Annotated in this window: 17 protein-coding genes and 1 tRNA gene; 5 read left to right on the forward strand and 13 right to left on the reverse strand. The window is 47.6% G+C overall.

The window, feature by feature from the left end; translation table 11 throughout:
• Positions 1 to 3: 3 nt before the first annotated feature.
• On the forward strand, positions 4 to 741 hold the full coding sequence (locus CIK99_RS04070) for a biotin--[acetyl-CoA-carboxylase] ligase (RefSeq protein WP_094380046.1): 738 nt from the start codon (positions 4 to 6) through the stop codon (positions 739 to 741).
• Between the two features lie 4 nt (positions 742 to 745).
• Positions 746 to 1456: a UMP kinase gene (gene pyrH, locus CIK99_RS04075; RefSeq protein ID WP_094380048.1), complete on the forward strand. Its 711-nt coding sequence runs from the start codon at positions 746 to 748 to the stop codon at positions 1454 to 1456.
• A gap of 3 nt (positions 1457 to 1459) precedes the next feature.
• On the opposite strand, the gene CIK99_RS04080 is transcribed toward pyrH, so the two are convergent.
• From CIK99_RS04080 to CIK99_RS04090, 3 genes are read right to left on the reverse strand one after another with little or no spacing between them, the layout of a single operon-like run.
• A complete protein-coding gene (locus CIK99_RS04080) occupies positions 1460 to 1810 on the reverse strand; it encodes a DUF4834 family protein (protein ID WP_094380050.1) in 351 nt (116 codons plus the stop codon).
• A gap of 11 nt (positions 1811 to 1821) precedes the next feature.
• A complete protein-coding gene (gene pssA / locus CIK99_RS04085; RefSeq protein ID WP_173805301.1) occupies positions 1822 to 2523 on the reverse strand; it encodes a CDP-diacylglycerol--serine O-phosphatidyltransferase in 702 nt (233 codons plus the stop codon).
• Between the two features lie 34 nt (positions 2524 to 2557).
• The gene (locus tag CIK99_RS04090; RefSeq protein WP_094380054.1) at positions 2558 to 3259 is read right to left on the reverse strand and encodes a phosphatidylserine decarboxylase family protein; all 702 of its coding nucleotides are present in this window, start codon (positions 3257 to 3259) and stop codon (positions 2558 to 2560) included.
• Positions 3260 to 3398: 139 nt separating this feature from the next.
• On the opposite strand from CIK99_RS04090, the gene dnaE reads away from it, so the two are divergent.
• Both dnaE and trxA read left to right on the forward strand, forming a co-directional pair.
• Entirely contained in the window at positions 3399 to 7109 is a 3711-nt protein-coding gene (gene dnaE, locus CIK99_RS04095; RefSeq protein ID WP_094380056.1) for a DNA polymerase III subunit alpha, read from the forward strand.
• Between the two features lie 35 nt (positions 7110 to 7144).
• On the forward strand, positions 7145 to 7459 hold the full coding sequence (trxA, locus tag CIK99_RS04100; protein WP_094380058.1) for a thioredoxin: 315 nt from the start codon (positions 7145 to 7147) through the stop codon (positions 7457 to 7459).
• 51 nt (positions 7460 to 7510) lie between these two features.
• Here the strand turns inward: trxA and tsaE are convergent, their stop codons facing one another.
• The 6 genes from tsaE to CIK99_RS04130 are packed head-to-tail and all read right to left on the reverse strand — an operon-like array spanning position 7511 to position 14954.
• Positions 7511 to 7924 (reverse strand): tRNA (adenosine(37)-N6)-threonylcarbamoyltransferase complex ATPase subunit type 1 TsaE, encoded by a 414-nt coding sequence (gene tsaE / locus CIK99_RS04105; protein ID WP_094380060.1) that lies wholly within the window; start codon positions 7922 to 7924, stop codon positions 7511 to 7513.
• Entirely contained in the window at positions 7915 to 9501 is a 1587-nt protein-coding gene (locus CIK99_RS04110) for a bifunctional response regulator/alkaline phosphatase family protein (RefSeq protein ID WP_094380062.1), read from the reverse strand. The genes tsaE and CIK99_RS04110 overlap by 10 nt, the downstream gene beginning before the upstream one ends.
• Positions 9498 to 12422 (reverse strand): tetratricopeptide repeat protein, encoded by a 2925-nt coding sequence (locus CIK99_RS04115; protein WP_158215894.1) that lies wholly within the window; start codon positions 12420 to 12422, stop codon positions 9498 to 9500. Before CIK99_RS04115 ends, CIK99_RS04110 begins: the two co-directional genes overlap by 4 nt.
• Positions 12423 to 12424: 2 nt before the next feature.
• Positions 12425 to 13222 (reverse strand): metal ABC transporter permease, encoded by a 798-nt coding sequence (locus CIK99_RS04120; RefSeq protein WP_094380066.1) that lies wholly within the window; start codon positions 13220 to 13222, stop codon positions 12425 to 12427.
• 52 nt (positions 13223 to 13274) lie between these two features.
• The gene (locus CIK99_RS04125; protein WP_094380068.1) at positions 13275 to 13661 is read right to left on the reverse strand and encodes a hypothetical protein; all 387 of its coding nucleotides are present in this window, start codon (positions 13659 to 13661) and stop codon (positions 13275 to 13277) included.
• Positions 13662 to 13688: 27 nt separating this feature from the next.
• A complete protein-coding gene (locus tag CIK99_RS04130) occupies positions 13689 to 14954 on the reverse strand; it encodes a 3-phosphoshikimate 1-carboxyvinyltransferase (protein WP_094380070.1) in 1266 nt (421 codons plus the stop codon).
• 164 nt (positions 14955 to 15118) lie between these two features.
• On the opposite strand from CIK99_RS04130, the gene CIK99_RS04135 reads away from it, so the two are divergent.
• Positions 15119 to 15192: transfer RNA gene (locus CIK99_RS04135), tRNA-Pro, on the forward strand.
• 71 nt (positions 15193 to 15263) lie between these two features.
• Here the strand turns inward: CIK99_RS04135 and CIK99_RS04140 are convergent.
• The 4 genes from CIK99_RS04140 to rsmI are packed head-to-tail and all read right to left on the reverse strand — an operon-like array spanning position 15264 to position 19761.
• On the reverse strand, positions 15264 to 17873 hold the full coding sequence (locus CIK99_RS04140) for an AAA family ATPase (protein ID WP_254047718.1): 2610 nt from the start codon (positions 17871 to 17873) through the stop codon (positions 15264 to 15266).
• Entirely contained in the window at positions 17873 to 18175 is a 303-nt protein-coding gene (locus CIK99_RS04145; protein WP_216822781.1) for an ATP-dependent Clp protease adaptor ClpS, read from the reverse strand. Before CIK99_RS04145 ends, CIK99_RS04140 begins: the two co-directional genes overlap by 1 nt.
• 20 nt (positions 18176 to 18195) lie before the next feature.
• Entirely contained in the window at positions 18196 to 19044 is an 849-nt protein-coding gene (locus tag CIK99_RS04150) for a hypothetical protein (RefSeq protein ID WP_094380072.1), read from the reverse strand.
• Positions 19045 to 19056: 12 nt separating this feature from the next.
• Positions 19057 to 19761 carry a 16S rRNA (cytidine(1402)-2'-O)-methyltransferase gene (rsmI, locus tag CIK99_RS04155; RefSeq protein WP_094380074.1) on the reverse strand — a complete coding sequence of 235 codons (705 nt, stop codon included), beginning with the start codon at positions 19759 to 19761 and terminating at the stop codon, positions 19057 to 19059.
• Positions 19762 to 19779 lie beyond the last annotated feature (18 nt).

Below are 19779 nucleotides of genomic sequence, written 5' to 3' on the forward strand. Positions count from 1 at the left end.
CTTATGACAGACCACACGCTGATTATCTCCTTGGACGAGGTTGACTCGACAAACAACTTCCTGTGCTCCTATCAGGGAGAGGAAGGGAAAAGGATGACCGTAGCAAGAGCTGAATATCAGACGGCAGGACGGGGTCAGGGCGTAAATACATGGGAGAGCCAGACAGGCAAGAACCTAACGTTCAGTGCCAAGAGCTGGCCTCTCCATCTACCTGCCTCACGGCAGTTTGTTCTGCTCCAGGCTGGCGCTCTTGCTGTACGCGATGTGCTCGCTGCCTTTGTTGATGGCATAACCATAAAGTGGCCCAATGACATCTATTGGCACGACAAAAAGATTAGCGGTACGCTGTCGCAATGCTCTATCCATGGTATGGAAATAGGATATTGCATCTTGGGTATTGGTGTCAACGTTAATCAGCTTGACTTCGTCTCTGACGCTCCCAATCCTGTCTCCTTGGCAAATATTTTGGAACATGAGGTAGATAGGGAAGAGGTATTCAACATGATAATAAAGCGTCTTGAGACTTATTTCGCCAAGATAGATGAGGGACTATATGATCAAATCTCCGACTTCTATAAACACTGCTTGTACAGACGTGAGGGCTTTTGGCCTTACAAAGACTCACAAGGAGAGTTTGAAGCAGCATGGCAGGATGTGCTTGATAATGGTCATTTAGTGCTCCAACGGCATGATGGAACACTGTCTGAATATGAATTTAAGGAAGTAAAATTCAAGATATAATAATATGGCAAAGTATAAAAGAATCCTTCTTAAGCTCAGTGGCGAGAGCCTCATGGGCAAACAGAATTTTGGCATCGACCCAGAACGTCTTGCTGACTATGCTCGACAGATAAAGGAGGTCAGTGAGATGGGCGTAGAGATTGGTATCGTTATTGGTGGCGGAAATATCTTCCGTGGACTCAGCGGCTCGCAGAAAGGCTTTGACCGCGTCAAAGGCGACCAAATGGGTATGTGTGCCACAGTAATAAACTCTCTCGCCCTCAGTTCTGCTCTCGGTGCTCTCGGTGTGAAGACAAAGGTGCTCACAGCCATACGCATGGAACCTATAGGCGAGTTCTATACCAAGTGGAAGGCTATTGAGGCAATGGAAGCTGGATATGTGTGCATTTTCTCTGCTGGTACCGGAAGTCCTTATTTCACTACAGACACTGGTTCGTCGTTGCGTGGAATAGAGATTGAGGCTGACGTGATGCTGAAGGGAACACGTGTCGATGGCATCTATTCCGCCGACCCGGAGAAAGACCCGACAGCCACAAAGTTTACTGATATCACATATGATGAGATATATACACGTGGACTGAAGGTGATGGACCTCACAGCCACCACGATGTGTAAGGAAAACAATCTCCCCATCTATGTCTTCAACATGGACATAGTAGGCAATCTAAAGAAGGTTATGGATGGTGAGCCTATTGGCACATTAGTACATAACTGACGTTTACTCTTCAGTAAATTCTACGTATTCACCTTCGTCCTCGGAAATAATCTTTCGGTTACGTTCCGTAGGACGACGGTTGTCTATTATCACACGACCGTCTTCCGATGTCGTTGTCTGTTGGGTAAACGACGAACCGCTTGGCTTCTGACGATTGCGCTGACCTCCACGATATTCGTACTGGTTATTGCGGCGTTGTGTGGTATTCTGTCGATATTCTTCTTCCGTCAACTCGCCGTTTGCCATTTTCCTCATACGCTTCATAAATCTTAATATGACATTTATGGCCAACAGCACAATGACGCTGACAACAACCAATATGATGACTACGAATATAAGCAGACCTTTAAGCATAATGTCAGATGTTAAATTAGTTTAAACTGGTTTGAGATAAAAGCCAAGAACACATACCACATGATAACCACGGATATTCCAGCAATGCCCATAAGGACAAGGATGGGTATGGAGGTGATGAGAAACACATATTTCACCTCGTTGCCTTTCCATCCCCAATGTTTGAACTTCAATGCAAATAACGGGAACTCGGCAATAAGCAGATAGCTGCATAAAAAAACCATTCCTATTATCATAACCACCATCCATGGAGATGAATTGAGAAGATCTTCCCTACCTGCAATCAGTGCGCCCCAAAATAATGCGTTTGCCGGTGTTGGCACTCCGATAAATGAGGTGGTCTGACGTTCGTCAAGATTGAATTTCGCCAGTCTTATGGCTGAGAATGCCGCTAAGACAAAAGCCAGAAAAGGTATTATTTCCCTGTATGGCTCAAGCCAAGAAGGATAGTCGTGAATATACAACACGGTGAATATCATAGCTGATGGTGCCACTCCAAACGTGACATCGTCTGCCAATGAGTCTAACTCCTTACCTATCGGCGATGACACGTTCAGCAGTCGGGCACTCATACCGTCGAAGAAGTCAAAGACTGCGCCGATGACAATGAATAATAACGCCTCTTCATAACACCCGGCAAAGGCGAAATATACGGCGATACAGCCTGAGATAAGGTTGCACGACGTCAGGGTGTTGGGTATATGCTTAGTGATGATATTAGCCATAATACCTTATTTATATATGCGGTCAACAACCATGTTTTTTCAGTTTGGCTATCACGGTGAGGTCGCCAGTAGTGGCTTGACCCATCTTCACGCAAACCTCAGAACCAATAGGGAGATATACATCGACACGCGAGCCGAGCTTGATAAATCCAAGATGCTCGTCTATGTAACATTCCTCTCCTTCCTTGGCATAGGTGACGATACGGCGGGCCATGGCACCGGCAATCTGACGGCAAAGGATATCCTCGCCCTCAGGTGTGGTGATCATCACATCGGCATGCTCGTTCTCTTCGCTTGCCTTGGGCAGCCAGGCTTTGTGGAAGTTGCCGTTGAAATGTTTCACGAATTTCACTTTCCCGTCAACGGGGAACCAGTTGGCATGGACGTTGACAAGACTCATGAATATGGAAATCATTAGGCGGCGATCATGGAAGTACCTGTTCTCATCCACTTCCTCTATCACCACTATCTTGCCGTCGGCAGGAGCTACCACCACACGTTCGGTATCTTCCTTGAATTCTCGTATTGGGCAACGATAGAAGTTTAGCACTATAGCCCACACCGTGCCGGCAACGGCAACAAATGACCAAAAGGCAATATGCGACGGGTCTAACCAATGCAGCAAAAGTGCTATTACAACGATGGCTGTCATACTGTATGTAAGTGTCCCGGTGCCTTCTCTGTGTATTCTTTGTTTTTTCAGTTTTCTTATTCTTTGTCCCATGGGGTAACGCTTGATTGTTTATTTGCTGTGCAAAGTTACTGCTTTTTTTTGAGAAATAGCAAACTTTTCCCAATTTCTTTTGGTTATTTCGCATATTTACCGTAACTTTGAACCTCGAAAACGACAAAAGACACAAAAAATGCAGGATTTTATTCATCTTCACGTTCATACATACTATTCAATACTCGATGGTCAGTCGAGTATTTCAAAACTCGTTGACAAGGCTGTTGGCAACGGCATGAAGGGTATGGCGGTGACCGATCATGGAGACATGTTCGGCATTAAGGAGTTCTTCGACTACTGCAACAAAATCAATGGAGGCAGGAAGAAGGAGGGCCTTGAGCCGTTTAAACCTATTTTTGGATGCGAGATGTATGTGGCACGTCATCGAAAGGAAGACAAGAACAAGGATAATGGTGACCGGAGTGGTTATCATCTCATTGTGCTTGCCAAGAACTATAATGGATATAAGAATCTTATCAAGCTTGTGTCTAATGCCTGGGTTGATGGCTTCTATGGCCGACCACGTACAGACCGTTTCGAATTGGAGAAATACCACGAGGACCTTATCGTGTGCTCGGCTTGTATAGCAGGAGAGGTGCCAAAGAAAATATTAAAAGGTGATATCGAAGGAGCACGCGAAGCCATAGAGTGGCATAAGAGGGTCTTCGGCGACGATTACTATCTCGAACTACAGCGACACGAGGTAAAAGACCCCACTATCCGCGCCAACAGAGAGACCTTCCCCCTGCAGCAAGAGGCAAATAAGGTGCTCGTTGAACTTGCTAAGGAATATGGCATCAAGGTCGTATGCTCTAACGACGCTCATTTTGTTGATCAGGAGAATGCCGAGGCACATGACCATCTGCTCTGTCTTTCCACTGGTAAGGACCTTGACGACCCCACGCGCATGCTCTATTCTAAACAGGAGTGGTTCAAGACGCGCGAAGAGATGAACGAGGTGTTTGCTGATATACCTGAGGCGTTGTCCAACACCATCGAGATACTCGACAAGGTGGAGTTCTACGATATTGAGAATCCACCCATCATGCCGTTCTTCCCCATTCCAGAGGAATTCGGCACAGAGGAACAATGGCGTCAGAAATTCTCTGAAGAAGACTTGTTTAATGAGTTTACGTCTGACGAGAATGGCCAAAACCAGTTGCCACGCGATGAAGGAGAAAAGAAAATCCAGAAATTGGGAGGTTACGACAAACTGTACCGAATAAAATTCGAGGCCGACTATCTCTGTAAGTTGGCATACGAAGGTGCAGCAAAGCTATATCCCATGCCACTTACTAAAGAGGTGGATGACCGCATACGCTTCGAGCTGCATATCATGAAGACCATGGGTTTTCCAGGCTACTTCCTCATAGTGCAGGATTTCATCAACTCTGCACGCGACGAACTGGGAGTGATGGTAGGTCCGGGGCGTGGCTCGGCTGCCGGCTCTGTGGTGGCTTATTGCTTGGGTATCACAAAGATAGACCCAATAAAATACGACCTGCTGTTTGAGCGTTTCCTTAATCCTGACCGTATCTCCCTCCCCGATATCGATACCGACTTCGACGACGACGGACGAGGACGTGTGTTGGAATGGGTAGAAGACAAGTATGGTCATGAGAACTGTGCTCATATCATCACCTATGGCACCATGGCAACAAAGAACTCTATCAAGGATGTGGCACGTGTGGAAAAACTTCCTCTTGAAAAGGCAAACTGGCTTTGCAAACTTATTCCTGACAAGTTGCCCGATGGCTTGAAGATGAATCTTGGCAATGCCATAAAGTGTATCCCGGAGCTACGTGAGGCTGAGGCAAGTCCTGACCCAAAGCTACATAACACCATGGAGTATGCGAAGATGCTTGAGGGAACAGTGCGAGGCACGGGCATACATGCCTGTGGATTCATTATTTGCCGCGACAAGATCAGCGATTGGGTGCCTGTCTCAGTGGCTGAGGACAAGAACGACCCCGGACATAAGTTACGCTGTACCCAGTATGACGGCCATGTGATAGAATCCACTGGTCTTATCAAAATGGACTTCCTTGGTCTGAAGACGCTCTCTATCATGAAGGAGGCAGTGGAGAATATTCGCGTCACTACCGGTGAGACCATCGATCTCGATACCATACCCATCGACGACGAACTCACATACCAGCTCTATTGCGACGGACGCACCATAGGCACGTTCCAGTTTGAGTCTCCTGGAATGCAAAAATACTTGCGTGAACTGCATCCCTCTGTCTTCGAGGACCTCATAGCAATGAACGCCCTCTATCGCCCAGGCCCTATGGACTATATCCCTTCGTTCATTGCCCGTAAGAACGGAAGGGAGGAGATAAAGTATGACATCCCTTGTATGGAGAAATACCTGAAGGACACTTATGGCATTACCGTATATCAAGAGCAAGTGATGCTTCTCTCCCGTCAGCTTGCCGACTTCACACGCGGTGAGAGCGATGCCCTGCGTAAGGCGATGGGAAAGAAGAAAAAAGCTATCGTCGATGCCATGAAACCTAAGTTCATTGAGGGTGGAAAGAAGAACGGACACGATCCGAAGGTGCTGGAGAAAATCTGGGGAGACTGGGAAAAATTCGCTTCCTATGCCTTCAATAAGAGTCATGCCACATGCTATTCGTGGGTTTCATATCAGACGGCATATCTCAAAGCTCACTATCCCGCCGAATATATGGCTGCCGTGATGAGTCGAAACCTTGACAACATCACCGAGATCACCAAACTCATGGACGAGTGCCGTGCCATGAATATCCCTACATTGGGACCCGACGTCAACGAGAGTCGTCAGAAGTTCAGCGCAAACAAAAAGGGTGAGATACGTTTCGGCATCAGTGCCATAAAAGGTGTGGGAGGTGCTGCTGCTGAGGCTATCATCATGGAGCGTGAGAGCAACGGCCCCTACAAGACTGTCTTTGACTTCATCCAGCGTGTGAGCCTCTCCAGCTGCAATCGAAAGTGTATTGAGTCTCTTGTGCTTAGCGGTGGCTTTGACTGTTTCACCGAACTGCGTCGTGAAGATTATTTCGCGAAGAATGCCAAGGGAGAGATGTTTATCGACCAACTGGTGCGTTATGGTCAGCTCTATCAGACGGAGATGATGCAGCAGAAGTACTCCCTCTTCGGTGATGATAATGCAGTAGAGATATCTACACCGGCAATAATCAAGGGAGAACCGTGGAGTGACATCGAACGCCTTAATAAAGAACGTGATCTCGTGGGTATCTATCTCTCTGCCCATCCGCTTGACGAATATAAGGTGATACTCGACAACCTCTGCAACACATCCTGTCAGGAGATGGAGGATGTGTCGCGCTTGCAGGGTAGGGAACAGGTGGTGATAGGAGGCATCGTCACCGCCATACGCCAGAAATACACTAAGACGGGAAAACCTTGCGGCTTTGTCACCATTGAGGATTTTGACGGTAGTGGGGTTCTTGCCCTTTTCGGTGAAGACTGGGGCAAATGGGCGGGAATGTTCCAGATTGGCTCTACAGTGTATATCAATGCCGAATTGAAGCAACGCTTCCGCGACAGTGCACTCTACGATCTTAAGGTCACTGACGTCAAGTATCTCCAGACAGTTAAGGACAGTACACTGACAAAGATAACGATATCTGTTAACACCGACAAACTTGATGCTCAGGTGGTGGAGGAGCTTAACGAGATAATCAACGAGAATCCTGGCAAGACCCAGCTGTTCTTCCAGTTGCGTGACTCTCAAGGCAAGAACCATGTGTTGCTCAAGAGCCGTTCTGTCTCAATCGACATTCGCAGTCGTCTTCTACAGTATATCGAACAACAAGATGGATTGGAATATAAAATTAATTAAATCACTTATAATATCAAACATTAAACAGTAAAGAAATGGAAACAAAAATCACAACAAGCAATTTCGAAGAGTTGAAGAATGGTGAATTACCTTTGGTGGTTGACTTTTGGGCTACATGGTGTGGACCATGCCGAATGATCGCTCCAATCATCGAGGAACTGGCCACAGAATATGATGGCAAAATCAATGTCGGCAAGTGTGATGTCGAGGAGTGTGACGACATAGCCGGAGAGTTTGGCATCCGCAACATCCCTACCATCCTTTTCTTCAAGGGCGGACAGGTTGTTGACAAGATGGTCGGCGCTGCTAATAAGGCAAAGATTGAAGAGAAGTTCAAGGCTCTTCTCTAAACTTGGTCTCATTAAACATAATAAGGCGGATGTTCATCATCCGCCTTATTGCTAATATTTCACTGTCCTTCCTCCGTCTTCCGTTTCTTCTATGGTTACCTTTACCGCATCTCCCGGCAAGACGTCTTCTATCAGTTCTGGCCATTCTATAAAACATAATGCACCACTGTAGAAGTAGTCTTCGTAGCCCATGTCATATACCTCATCAATCTTCTTTATGCGATAAAAGTCAAAGTGATAGATGAGTTCGTCGGTCGTGTCTGAACGGTATTCGTTGACTATGGCGAACGTGGGCGAGGTGATTACGTCATTCACGCCGAGTTCCTCGCATATCGCCTTGATGAATGTTGTCTTTCCTGCTCCCATCTTGCCATAGAAGGCAAATACGGTGCTTTGGTCAATGGCTGCCACAAATTGTTTCGCAGCCTCACGGATGTTTTCCAGTTTGTCTATTCTTATTTCCATACCTTTCTGGGTTTAAGTTTCACTAATGGGATAATTATCTCTTCCATGGATATGCCTCCATGTTGGAAGGTGTCTTTATAGTATTGCACGTAGTAGCTGTAGTTGTTGGGGTAGGCAAAAAATTCGTCTCCCTGTGCAAAGACGTAGCTCGTGCTCACATTGGGCTGTGGTAAGTGGATGCGTTGTGGATCTTTTACCACAAAGAGGTCGCGTGAATTATAACCAAGGTTTCGTCCCAACTTGTATCGGAGGTTGGTGTTGGTATTGCGTTCTCCTACTATCTTCACCGGTCGTGTCACACGGATGCTGCCATGGTCGGTGGTCACCACCACACTAAAGTCGCTTGAGGCGAGGAGCTTGAAGAAGTCATATACCACAGAGTGCTTAAACCAGCTCATGGTGATATTCCTGTAGGCCTTCTCGTCATTGGCAAGCTCGCGTACCATCTTCGACTCTGTCCTTGCGTGGCTAAGCATGTCGATGAAGTTGAAAACCACCACATTGAGATCGCGCTTTTTCATCTCGTTAAACTTCTGTATCATCTTCTCTGCTGCAGCCGAGTCGTTGACTTTTGTGTAGGTGAACGTGTCCTTACGCCTGAAGCGATCTAATTGTGTCCTGATGAGTGGTTCCTCGTTGAGGTTCTTCCCTTCGTCTTCATCTTCATCAACCCACAGGTCGGGAAACATCTGTGATATGCGGTCTGGCATAAGTCCGCTGAAGATGGCGTTACGGGCATACTGTGTCGCGGTAGGCAAGATGCTGAAATACAACTGGTCGTCTATGTCAAACATGTCGCCTATCTCTTTAGACATCATTCTCCACTGGTCGTATCTGAAATTGTCGAAGACGATGAGAAATACTTTCTCTCCCGCGTCGAGAGTGGGGAAGACAGCCGTCTTCATCACCTCATGGCTCATCAGGGGACGTCCGCTGCTGTGCTGTCCGGGCTTGGCTATCTCGTCCATCCATTCCAGATAGTTGTTTTTGATGAAACGTGCAAAGCCGTTGTTCGCTTCTTCCTTTTGCATGTTAAGAATGTCCAATAGCGGTGAGTCATGAGCCGACAGTTGTGACAGTTCAAGTTCCCAGTGGACGAGTTTCTTATATACCTCAGTCCAGTCCTGCCAAGAGCGACATTCATCTATCTGCATGCCTATCTGCTGGAAGCTCTGCTGGTAGTCCATCTGTGTCACTTCTGCCACTAGCTCCTTATGGTGTATGTTCTTCTTTAGCGACAGCAGAATCTGGTTGGGGTTGACAGGTTTTATCAGGTAGTCGGCAATATTCTTACCTACAGCCTGGTTCATGATGTCTTCCTCTTCGCTCTTTGTTACCATTACTACGGGCACAGAGGGTTGTATCTCTTTGATGCGTTGCAGGGTCTCCAGGCCAGAGAGTCCTGGCATCATTTCGTCGAGAAGCACCAGGTCAAACGAGCGTCGTTCACACTCGCTGATGGCGTCTCTTCCGTTGCTTACGGTGACTATATCGTATCCTTTCTTTTGCAGGAATATGACGTGGGCTTTGAGATGTTCTATCTCGTCGTCAGCCCAAAGCAGCAGTCCATTTTTCATCTGTAGAAATCTTCATCAAAGTCAAACATGTTGTCGTCGTTCTCTTCTTCCTCCTCTTCTTGTTCGTTATCGCCGTCGTCGTCTTCTGTCTCTACCTCTTTCCTCACTACTTCCGTAGGCTCGTTGAGCAGTGGTTGTTCCACGGGCGCGAGAGGCGCAAAGTGAGTGTCAAACCATTCGTCGTATTCGGCATAACTGAATGTCGTTCCGAGCAGCTGTAGGTTTTGTTCGCTGACAATAAACAGTCTTATGTTCTTGTTCTCTTTCTTCAGTGCGTCAAACTGTCTTGTCAGCTGTTGCCTATATTGCAGTGCCTCGTCGTAGCTTGTAAACCCGCTGACGGTCATGCTCGATAGGCCTTCGTTTTCGGCCACAGCTATCTCAAAGTTCCTCACGAGGAAGTTCGTGAAGTTGTATTTCGCCAGTTCATACAGCATCTGGTTGGAGTCGATGGAGTCTGACGGGAATGCCATAATCACCACGTGGTTGGCGTCTTGTTCCACCATGAGTGTGTCGGCGTTAATGGTGTCAGCCATGTTTTCCGTCATGCGTCTGTTCCAGATGTCGCCAATGAAATGCCCGCCTCCTTGGAGTTTTCTGCCTTGTCTCACTCCTTTTATTATCATGCCGGCCATCTCGGCTATCTCCGCAGTGGGGTGCTTTTCCACCACTTCGGTCATTCGGCTTATACATCCTTTTGTGTCTCCTTCGCTTAGCAGGGTCAGCGCGTCGATAAAGAGGAATCTCGGACGGTTGTTTCCTTGTTCGAATCTCTCGTCCGATATCCTTGTGTTAGCCTTTACCACGTCGTTCATGCCTTTTTTAAACGCCTCATACGTAGCTGCGTATATTGAGTCTTCGATATGCTCGCCCCATCTTGCGTCTTCCAGGTAATATGGATTTGTCAGGAGACGTGTGTATTGGCTTTCAGAATGCCTTTCCTGCAACCGTTTAACCATGCGCTGCGCGTCGGTGTGTCGTCCCTGTCGTGAATATGCGAGGAAGAGATGGTAGCAAGTCTCGTCATTGCGTTCGTAGTCGGGCCAGCTATTGAGTAGGCGTTCGAGGTATTTGCAGCATTCCTCTGTCTTGTCCATCTTGTCTTTTAGTATTATTCCTCCCTCTATCAGTGCCTCGGCAATCAGCCTGTCTGAGGCTTCTTTTTGTTCTGTTGTCATGGGGATCTGTGCCAGGTAGTACTCGCGTGTATGAGGGTCGTTACTCTTTGTCGTCGGCCCATCGTCTTTTGTGGTTTCTGTTGTGGTGTCGTCAGTGTCAGTGCCTGTCTGTTCCTCTTCGTTGTTATGCGCGAAGTCGTCGTTAAGTTGCACCACAGTCTGGTTTATACGTTGCCAGTTGTCCACATTATCTCGTTTTCCCCACATCCTCTCAAAAGTAGCCTTGCCTTGGCTTACTGTCAGTGGGTTATAAAAATACCATACGCCGGCCTTGCCTCCAGGCGTGTTTTGTTGGGTGGTGTTAGTCCTGTCGTTGCGGTTGTTGTTGGCGTTGCCCTGTGCGTTCTCTCGCTGTTTTTGTTCTGCCTCTTGTTCCATCTGGGCGTCCCGTTCCTCTTTCTCCTTCTTCTTCAGCAGCTCTATCTGCCTGTCTATGGCGGCATTGCGAACGTCTTCAGGTGCAGTTGCAAGATATTGTAGCGAGTCTTGTAGGTGTATGGTGTTTACGTGTGGGACGAGCAAGTCAAGCACTTTCGACCTTTCGTCCATCTCCGCGTAGTCTTTACGGTCTTTGTCAAGGAGTCCGATGGCTTCACCATAGCATCGCCCGGCATCCGGATATTGCTGCCGTTGCCAATAAAGGTTGCCGAGCTTCAGCAGCAACACACCTTTTTCTATACCGTTTCTTGTCGCCTTGCGGTTTCCCTCCTCGTATGCGCTTATGGCCTTCAGCGTGTCGCCTTTCATCAGGTGGATGTTTCCTATGGCGTAATACACTTGTTCAAGGTAGTCTTTGTTGTTGTCTGAGGCTGCCATTCGTCTCAGTTTGCCAATCATCTTTTTCGACCCTCCGGAGGCCATCACCTCAGTTTGTGCTATTCGTGCGTTAAAGGCCAACTCGTATGGTGGGTTCAGTGCCACCACCTTTCTGAACGCTTTATAAGCTCCTTGCTTGTCTCCCTCTTCGGCCAGCAGTTGTCCCATGATATACCATTGCCTTGCCTTCAGCTTTTTCCTTCTCTCATGCCTTATCACCTTTTTCAGGTAGGTGATGGCCTCTTTGCGTTTTCCGTTGTGGAGGTAGAAATCGCAGTAGGCATAGTCCCAGTCAGCTATGGCTCTGTAGTGCATCGTGTCGCGTTTCATCTTCACTATCACGTCCTCTGCCTCGTATATCCAGCCCATCTCGCTATAGCTCTTCACCAGCCATGCCCTTGCTATTCCGTTTATGGCAGGCTGTGTGGCATAAAGCCTTGATATATATGAGAAGGTGGCTGCTGCTTCCTCAAACTCTCCTTTCTGAAACTGTGATTTTCCGAGTAGCAACCATGCTTTCCAGATGAATGGGTTGTATTCTCTTCTCGACAGCCATTCAATGTCGCGTTCGGTCTTTCGCCGTTTCTTTGTCCATTGTGGGCGTCGTTTTATGCTATGTCGCTTTATGGCTTTCTCGGCCTTTTCTATCGCTCTGTCAAATTTGTCTTTGCCAATGTCCCGGCCGCTCTTCGTTCCTGCTGCGTATAAAGGCAACTGCTCGGTGAAGTTGTCTTTGTGTTGGCTTTCTTTTTCCTGCGACCCCTCGATAAATGCTTCGCTGCCATTGAAGTAGGTGTTATACCGGGCGTTGAACGCATGCCACCATCTGCTCGACGACGTGTTCTTCTGAGTAGAACATGCCGTCAGCATCGCCATTGTGATAGCACATGTCAGCATCGCCATTATGTATCTCCGTACTTTTCTCATGGTCATTCCCTTTTAGTCAGTCTCAGTATGGTGTATATCACTATCGAAACGAAGATAATAGATGCTCCCGAAGGTACGTTGAGGAGATACGAGAACACGAGGCCTGCTATGCAGTAAATGATCCCTATGCCCACGCTAAGCCATGCCATTGTCGTAAAGCGGCAAACAAAAAGGTTTGCCGTCATCTGTGGTATGGTGAGTAGGCTGATAGCCAGTACAATACCTACCAGTCGCAATGTCGCGACTATCGTCAGTGCAATAAGTGTCATCATGAGATACTCTATACACTTCACCGGCATGTTTTGTGTCTTGGCAAATATGGGGTCAAAGGCCACGCTCATTATGGTGTCGGCAAACAATACGTATAACAATACCGTAAGTATGGTCAGTCCACCCAACAGCAAGAGGTCTTCTGTGCCGATAGTGAGTATATTGCCGAAGAGGTAGGAGGGGAGGTCGGTCATGAAGCCTGGTGTTAGGAAGCTGCAGATGATGCCTATACTCATTCCAAGAGTCCAGAATAGGGCTATGGCACTGTCTTCTCTCACTTTGTGCTTGTCAGACATCCACACCACCCCGCATGCGCTTGCTACGGCAAAGACCATGGCAGAGAGTATAGGACTGATGCCGAAAAATACGCCGAGACCAACGCCTCCAAACGAGGCATGTGTGATGCCTCCGCTGATAAACACCAGTCGGCGTGTGACGATATATGTACCTACCAGTCCACATACCACACTTGCCAACACGCTGCCTATCAGTGCGTTCTGGAAGAAAGTGTATTGTAGGAGTTCAAGCATTGCTTTCTGTATTATTTGTTCTTATGTCTAACGGCATCCGTCTCTCTCTTATTCAGCCTTCTATCATCATCACCACTTCGTCCTTCAACTGGTCAGGAATGTTTATGCCGCGTAGTATCAGGCTGCGGTTCCATTCTTTCACTTCGTCTTGTTTCATGGTGAGCATCACTTCGCGAAATTCCTCCGTTTCTTCGTCAGTGTAATCATCAGACTGTCGTCCGGCAAAGCGGTCGAGCTCTTCGTCGTCGAAATATTCTACGGGTTTGGTCGCCGCTTCCATCATGCACTCCTGCTCGCAGCGGTTGTCTTCACCGTTGCATGTAGCGCAAGTGGGCTTGGTGTTTATGGGTAGTTCCTCTGACGAGAAGAAGAACTGGAGTCCGCCCACTATGATGGCTCCGGCTGCTAAGAGCAGAATTAATATCACGACGATGTTCATCAGTGCGTTCGCTTGTCCGTTTTTTGTTTATTCTTCTTGTTCTATCTCCACCCCAATATTGTCAAGATGTTCCCAATAGTGGGGGTATGACTTAGTCACCACATGCGGGTTGTTGATACGTATGTAGCTTCTGGTGAATGCCATAGGTGCAAAAGCCAGGGCCATACGGTGGTCTTCGTATGTGTCGATGGCCACGTCGAGGTCGTTGTCTTTCTCCGCCTTACATAATGTCCCGTCCCATGTCAGTTCGCATCCGTCCCTGTCTTCTATCACGTATCCTAACTTTCTCATCTCGGTCTTCAGAGCCTCTATGCGGTCTGTCTCCTTTATTTTCAGCGTTTGGAGTCCCGTGAAATGGAATGTCACATTCTTTGCAATGCAAGTCACCACAAATGTCTGCGCAAGGTCTGGGCAGTTGAGGAAATCATATTCGAGGTGCGACACTGAGTGTCCAGAGTATTTCAGCTTCACCATGTCAGGACCGTTGTTGTCGTCTTTTACAAATGTGGTCTTTACGCCGAGCAGACTGAAGAGGTATCTTGCTATCGAGTCGCCCTGCTTGCTGTTGTCCATTAGTCCGGTGAGTGTGACGGTGTCTTCCGTACGGGCGTTCAGCGCCATCATCTCATACCAGTATGAAGCTGCGCTCCAGTCGTTTTCTATGTAGTATCTTCTTGGTGTATAGGGCTTTGGCTTCACTGTAATGACGTTGATGTCGGTCCATTCTGCATCGGCTCCATACTCTTTCATCATCCATAGAGTGAGGTCTATGTATGGTCGTGATATGATGTTCCCTTCGAGGTGTAGTTCAAGTTTGTCTCTCAGTGTCGGGCCTATCATCAACAGTGCAGAAATAAACTGCGAACTCACGTTGCCGTTGATATGCAGCTCCCTTCCCCATAGTTTTCTTCCTGTGATACGTAGGGGAGGGTAGCCCTCTTCCCCGAGATATTCTATTTTTGCCCCGAGGTATCTCAGCGCATCGACGAGCACGGCTATCGGCCTGTGTTTCATTCTCTCAGTGCCGGTAAGTATATGTTCGCCTTCAGTGGCTGCGAGATAAGCGGTCATGAAGCGCATGGCTGTTCCTGCTGCCTTTATGTCTATTTCTTTAGGATTGTCTTTTAGTGCCTTTATTATTACGTCGGTGTCATCGCAGTCTGAGAGATTCTCTGGTATGGTGTTTCCACCCGCCAGTGCGTTGATGATGAGGGCACGATTGCTTATGCTTTTCGAAGCTGGTAGCTTCACTGTGCAGTTTAGTGCTGCTGGTGCGGTAATGATATATTGCATATATAATAATGTATTACTCTATTTCCATGTGCAAAAGTAACCATTTTCTTTGGTATAAACAAGAGAATACAGTATAAAAAGAAAAAAAATATCATAAAAACTTGCATATCTCACAAATTATATCTACCTTTGCAGCGCAAAAGCGAAAAGTTGGAGCATGAGAGCGGGATGTAGCGCAGTTGGTTAGCGCACGCGTCTGGGGGGCGTGAGGTCGCAAGTTCGAGTCTTGTCATCCCGACAAAAACAACGCAATCCTCTACCATTGTTGGGGGTTGCGTTGTTTTTTTATGTCTGTGTGTGGTGATGCTGTCAGCTTTTCAGCATGTCTTTCCCCACTACGATGTCACCGCCGTTCTTCAGTTTCCCGAAGAGGATCTCTTCCATGAGCAGCGGAGTGAGTCTTCGTTGTATCACACGGTCCATCTCACGTGCGCCGAATTGGCTTGAGAAGCCTTCGTCAATGAGTTGCTGTCGGGCTTCGTCCGTAAGCGTCACGGTTACATTCTTACGTTCCAGACGTTGTGATAGCTGTCTCAGTTTTTTGTCAAGGATGAGGCATGCCATCTTTCGGTCCATCTCGTTAAAGACGACGGTACCTGAGAGTCTGTTGATGAATTCAGGCTTGAAGGTCTTCTTCACGGTGTTGAGCATAGCCTGTCCTTTGGTGATGCTGTTGTTGAATCCAATGTTTGCCTGTCCAGCATATTGTGCGCCGGCATTGCTTGTCATCACGAGAATCACGTTTCTGAAGTCTGCCTTGTTGCCTTTGTTGTCGGTCAGCTTGGCATAGTCCATCACTTGCAATAGGATATTGTATATGTCGGGGTGAGCTTTTTCTATTTCGTCGAGCAACAGCACGCAGTGTGGTGTCTTGCGCACGGCGTCGGTCAGCAATCCTCCTTCTTCATATCCTACGTATCCTGCTGGAGAGCCGATGAGTTTCGATACGGTGTGTTTTTCCGTATATTCGCTCATGTCGAATCTCAGCAGTTCTATGCCCAGTTCTTTGGCCAGCACTCTGCATACCTCCGTTTTGCCCACACCGGTAGGTCCTACAAACAGCAGTGAGGCTATTGGCTTGTTTGGGTCGAGCAGTCCGGCTTTCGACATCATCACGGCGTTCACCACCTGCCTGATGGCCTCGTCCTGTCCGTATATCTCGTTGCCAATCCTTTTGTCGAGGTCTTTGAGCAGGTCGTTGGTCTGTCTCTTTAGCGCCTTCTCGTCTATTCTGCACACCTCGGTGAGTATCTTGTCAATTACCTGTTTGTCAACGTATTGGTATCTATTATGCTTCTCTACTCCCCGTTTGGAGAGCAGCCTGTGGGTCTTTCGATAGGCTCCAGCCTCGTCTATCACGTCCAGTGCCTTGTCGGGTAGGTATCGGTCGTTGATGAGCAGGTGACTCTGTTCTATGGCATACTTCACGGCGTCAATTTTGTATTTTGCTCTATGGTGTTCCTCATAGACAGGTAGCAAGGGCTCTATCATCATGAGTGTCTCTTCCGTATTTGGCTCTCTCACGTCAATCAGTTCGAAATACCTTGCAATGGGCTTCATATTGGCGATATTTTTGTTGTATTCCGAGTACGATGTAGCGCCAATAACCCTTATCTTTGAGGCTTCGAGATATGGTTTGAGGATGTCGGTGGCGCTCATCATCTGGTTGCCGCCCGTATTCATCAGCGAGTGGATATCGTCAATGAAGAGTATGCAATCGCCTTCTTCCATCAGTCCTTCGAGTATCATCTTTAGACGTTTCTCAAACTCTCCGTGGAAGCTTGTTCCCGCCATCAGCGTACCCACGTCGAGCGAATAGATGATGGTGAGAGGCTTGCCTTCCATCCTCTCTTTGTTGAATTCTTTTGCAAGGCCATACACTACAGTCGTCTTGCCAACTCCTGGCTCTCCCACAAAGAGGGGGTTGTGCTTATCCTTGCGGGCAAGCACACGTAGGGCACGCTCAGTCTCTTTTTCCCGGCAGAAGCATTGGTGAGCTGTTTCCGTAAGGTTGAGATTTGTCACATACTGTTTCCATCGTTGGTCTTTTTGCTGGTTGTTAGGCTTCGCGCCCATGGCTACGAAAGGTATTCCTGCCCCTTCGCCTTGCGCCTTGCCTAATTTGTTCAGAGAGCCAAACAGTCTGTCGGCAGTCTCCATCAGTTTGCTGTAAATCTCTTTTTTGTTAGCGTCCTTTCCTGCTCCCAGTACTCCTATGTCGTCTATGATTTTTATGCTGACATGTCGTTGAGGGAATTCTATTGAAAAGTCTTCGTCGCTTGCGTCGTCTTGGTCGTCGGGTTGGTTGGTCTCGTCGTCGTCCTGTTCGTCCTCTCCTTCCTCCAGATGCTCGCCGTTTGTTTCTTGGACGTCGTCTGTTAATTCGCGAGTGTAGTAATCCCTCAAGTCCTTTGAATACGCTTCCATAAGCATAAAAGTGAGAGCATACGTGTCGTTGCCTAAATACTTGAATAGCAGATATTTGCCGACACTGTCGTCAAGTTCCATCATCGAGATGATGATGCTGGCTATACATGTAGGGGCACATACACTCAGCAACTTATGCATGTCTTTGTCTTTTTCTGACAAAGAGTCATACACTATGTGATTGTTGGTGTTGATCAGATTTGTTAATTGCGAGAGGAGCATGGACGGAATCACTTCTTGAACTGTGTCTGGCGATGCCGTGTCAATGCTCTTCACGTATTCTGTCAGTCCTTGCCTCAGTCCATCTATATCAAAACCATTTTCGTTGCATACAGATATAAACTCTTCCTGTAATGTTATCTCATAGAGCACGTGCTCAGGAGTGAGAAGTTCACGGCCTTCGTCTATAGCACTCTTTACGGCATCGCGTAGGGCTTTTACTGCCTTTTCCGTACAATGGAAGAAATTTAAGTGTTTATAGTATTTTTGCATTATCTTTTTGAAGTTGTTACAATTAGCGGAAAACCGAAGCTACGGGCCTTTGTCTCGGCTATTTTTGCCTTTGTCATTGCAATGTCGATAGTATATGTTCCTACCACGGCAGATCCTTCCACGTGTATCTTCATCATAAGGGTTTCCGCAGTACCCTTGTCTTTCCTAAACACATCCATCAGCACATCAACCACAAATTCCATCGTGGTGACGTCGTCATTGTGCATTATTACATCATATAAGGGCGGCTCTTCCATGCTGAAACATGGAATGCCGCTCCGTATAGCCTGTTCTTTGTTCATTTATGTCAGTATGACTGTTGTTATTTTACTAAAATGACAAGGTATTTGCTTGTGCTCCAGAACTGCTGTGGATTGGTTATTCTCAGCACGTATTGCTTGTTAGCGTCACGTTGCAGTGTGTAGCTGCTCGACGGATGGGCGGTAAGCATCTTCGCGTTGCGTGAGTACAGCTTTATTTCCTTGTCTATTCTTATGTCTATTTTGGTGAAATAGTCCTTGTTGAAGTTCTGCTGCAGCACCTTGCCGTCTGAGTAGATGTTTTGTTCTTTCAGCTCGTTCTTTGTACCGAACACAAACCATGCCGTGTTGAGTTCCTTGTCTTGGGCGTTTATCGTCTCTGTCTTCCTCGAGTTTTCGGCTGTGAGGTTGCTCACATCGGTATTTAGGTTGGCGATGTTCTCGTCCAGCTCGGAGATGTGGATGTCCTTAGCGTCGAGCTCAGCTCTCAGCTGCTGTATCTGTTGGTTCTTTTCCTCCAGCTGTTGGGCGAGGTTCTCTATTGTCTGCTTCAGCGATTCGCCCTTGAACGTGCTCTCGCGCAGTTGTCGGCGCAGTTTGTTGATGAGGTCGCGGTTCTGTTTCATCGTCTGTTGTATAAACTGCATGTTCTCGCGTATCCTCTGTTGCTTGTTGGCACCTTCGCCGTCTTTGGCTATGCTCACGCGGTTTTCTGCCTCCGATATTTCCCGGAAGCCCACCTCGATTTCGTTCATCGTAGCCATCATGTCTTCTATCTCATTGTCTTTCTGTGAGATAATCTGGTTGAGCGAGTCGCGTTGCTGCTCAAGGGCAAAGTCCGTCTTTGGCTTTTCTTGCTTGCAGGCCACCATGGCAGCCATACACAAACCCATTAACATAAGTTTTCTCATAAGCTTATCTTTTTAAATTCTTTGTTTTTTTTCTTCTTTTTGTTTCTCGTCCTTACCTTTTACTATTATTACTATCTCCCCTTTGGGGGCGGTTTCTGTAAAGTGTGTCACAAGTTCTTGCATCGTACCGTGTACAGCCTCTTCGTGTATCTTTGATATCTCTCTGCATACACATCCTTGTCTTTCAGTGCCGAAGTATTCGGAAAATTGTTGCAGTGTCTTCACCAGGCGGTATGGCGACTCGTAGAATATCATCGTGCGCTGTTCCTCGGCCAGCTCAGTCAATTTTGTCTGCCTTCCTTTCTTCTGGGGCAGGAAGCCCTCGAAGGCGAAGCGGTCGCATGGCAGTCCGCTCATCACCAGTGCCGGTACGAATGCGGTGGCTCCGGGCAGGCAGGTCACCTCTATGCCTTCTTTTACGGCTTCGCGTGCAAGGAAGAATCCTGGGTCGCTGATGCCAGGTGTGCCGGCATCGCTTATCAGGGCGATGTTCTGCCCAGCCTTCAGTCTCTCCACGATGCCGGCCGAGGTGCCGTGCTCGTTGAATTTATGGTGCGACATCAGTCGGTTCTGGATCTCAAAATGCTTCAGCAAGACACCCGACGTTCGTGTGTCTTCAGCCAGCACCAGGTCGGCCTCTTTGAGTATCCTGATGGCGCGAAATGTCATGTCCTCCATGTTGCCCACGGGGGTAGGTATGATGTATAATGTGCCCATATTATCGGCAAATGTAGT

The organism is Prevotella sp. P5-92, assembly GCF_002251245.1.
Taxonomy (GTDB): domain Bacteria; phylum Bacteroidota; class Bacteroidia; order Bacteroidales; family Bacteroidaceae; genus Prevotella.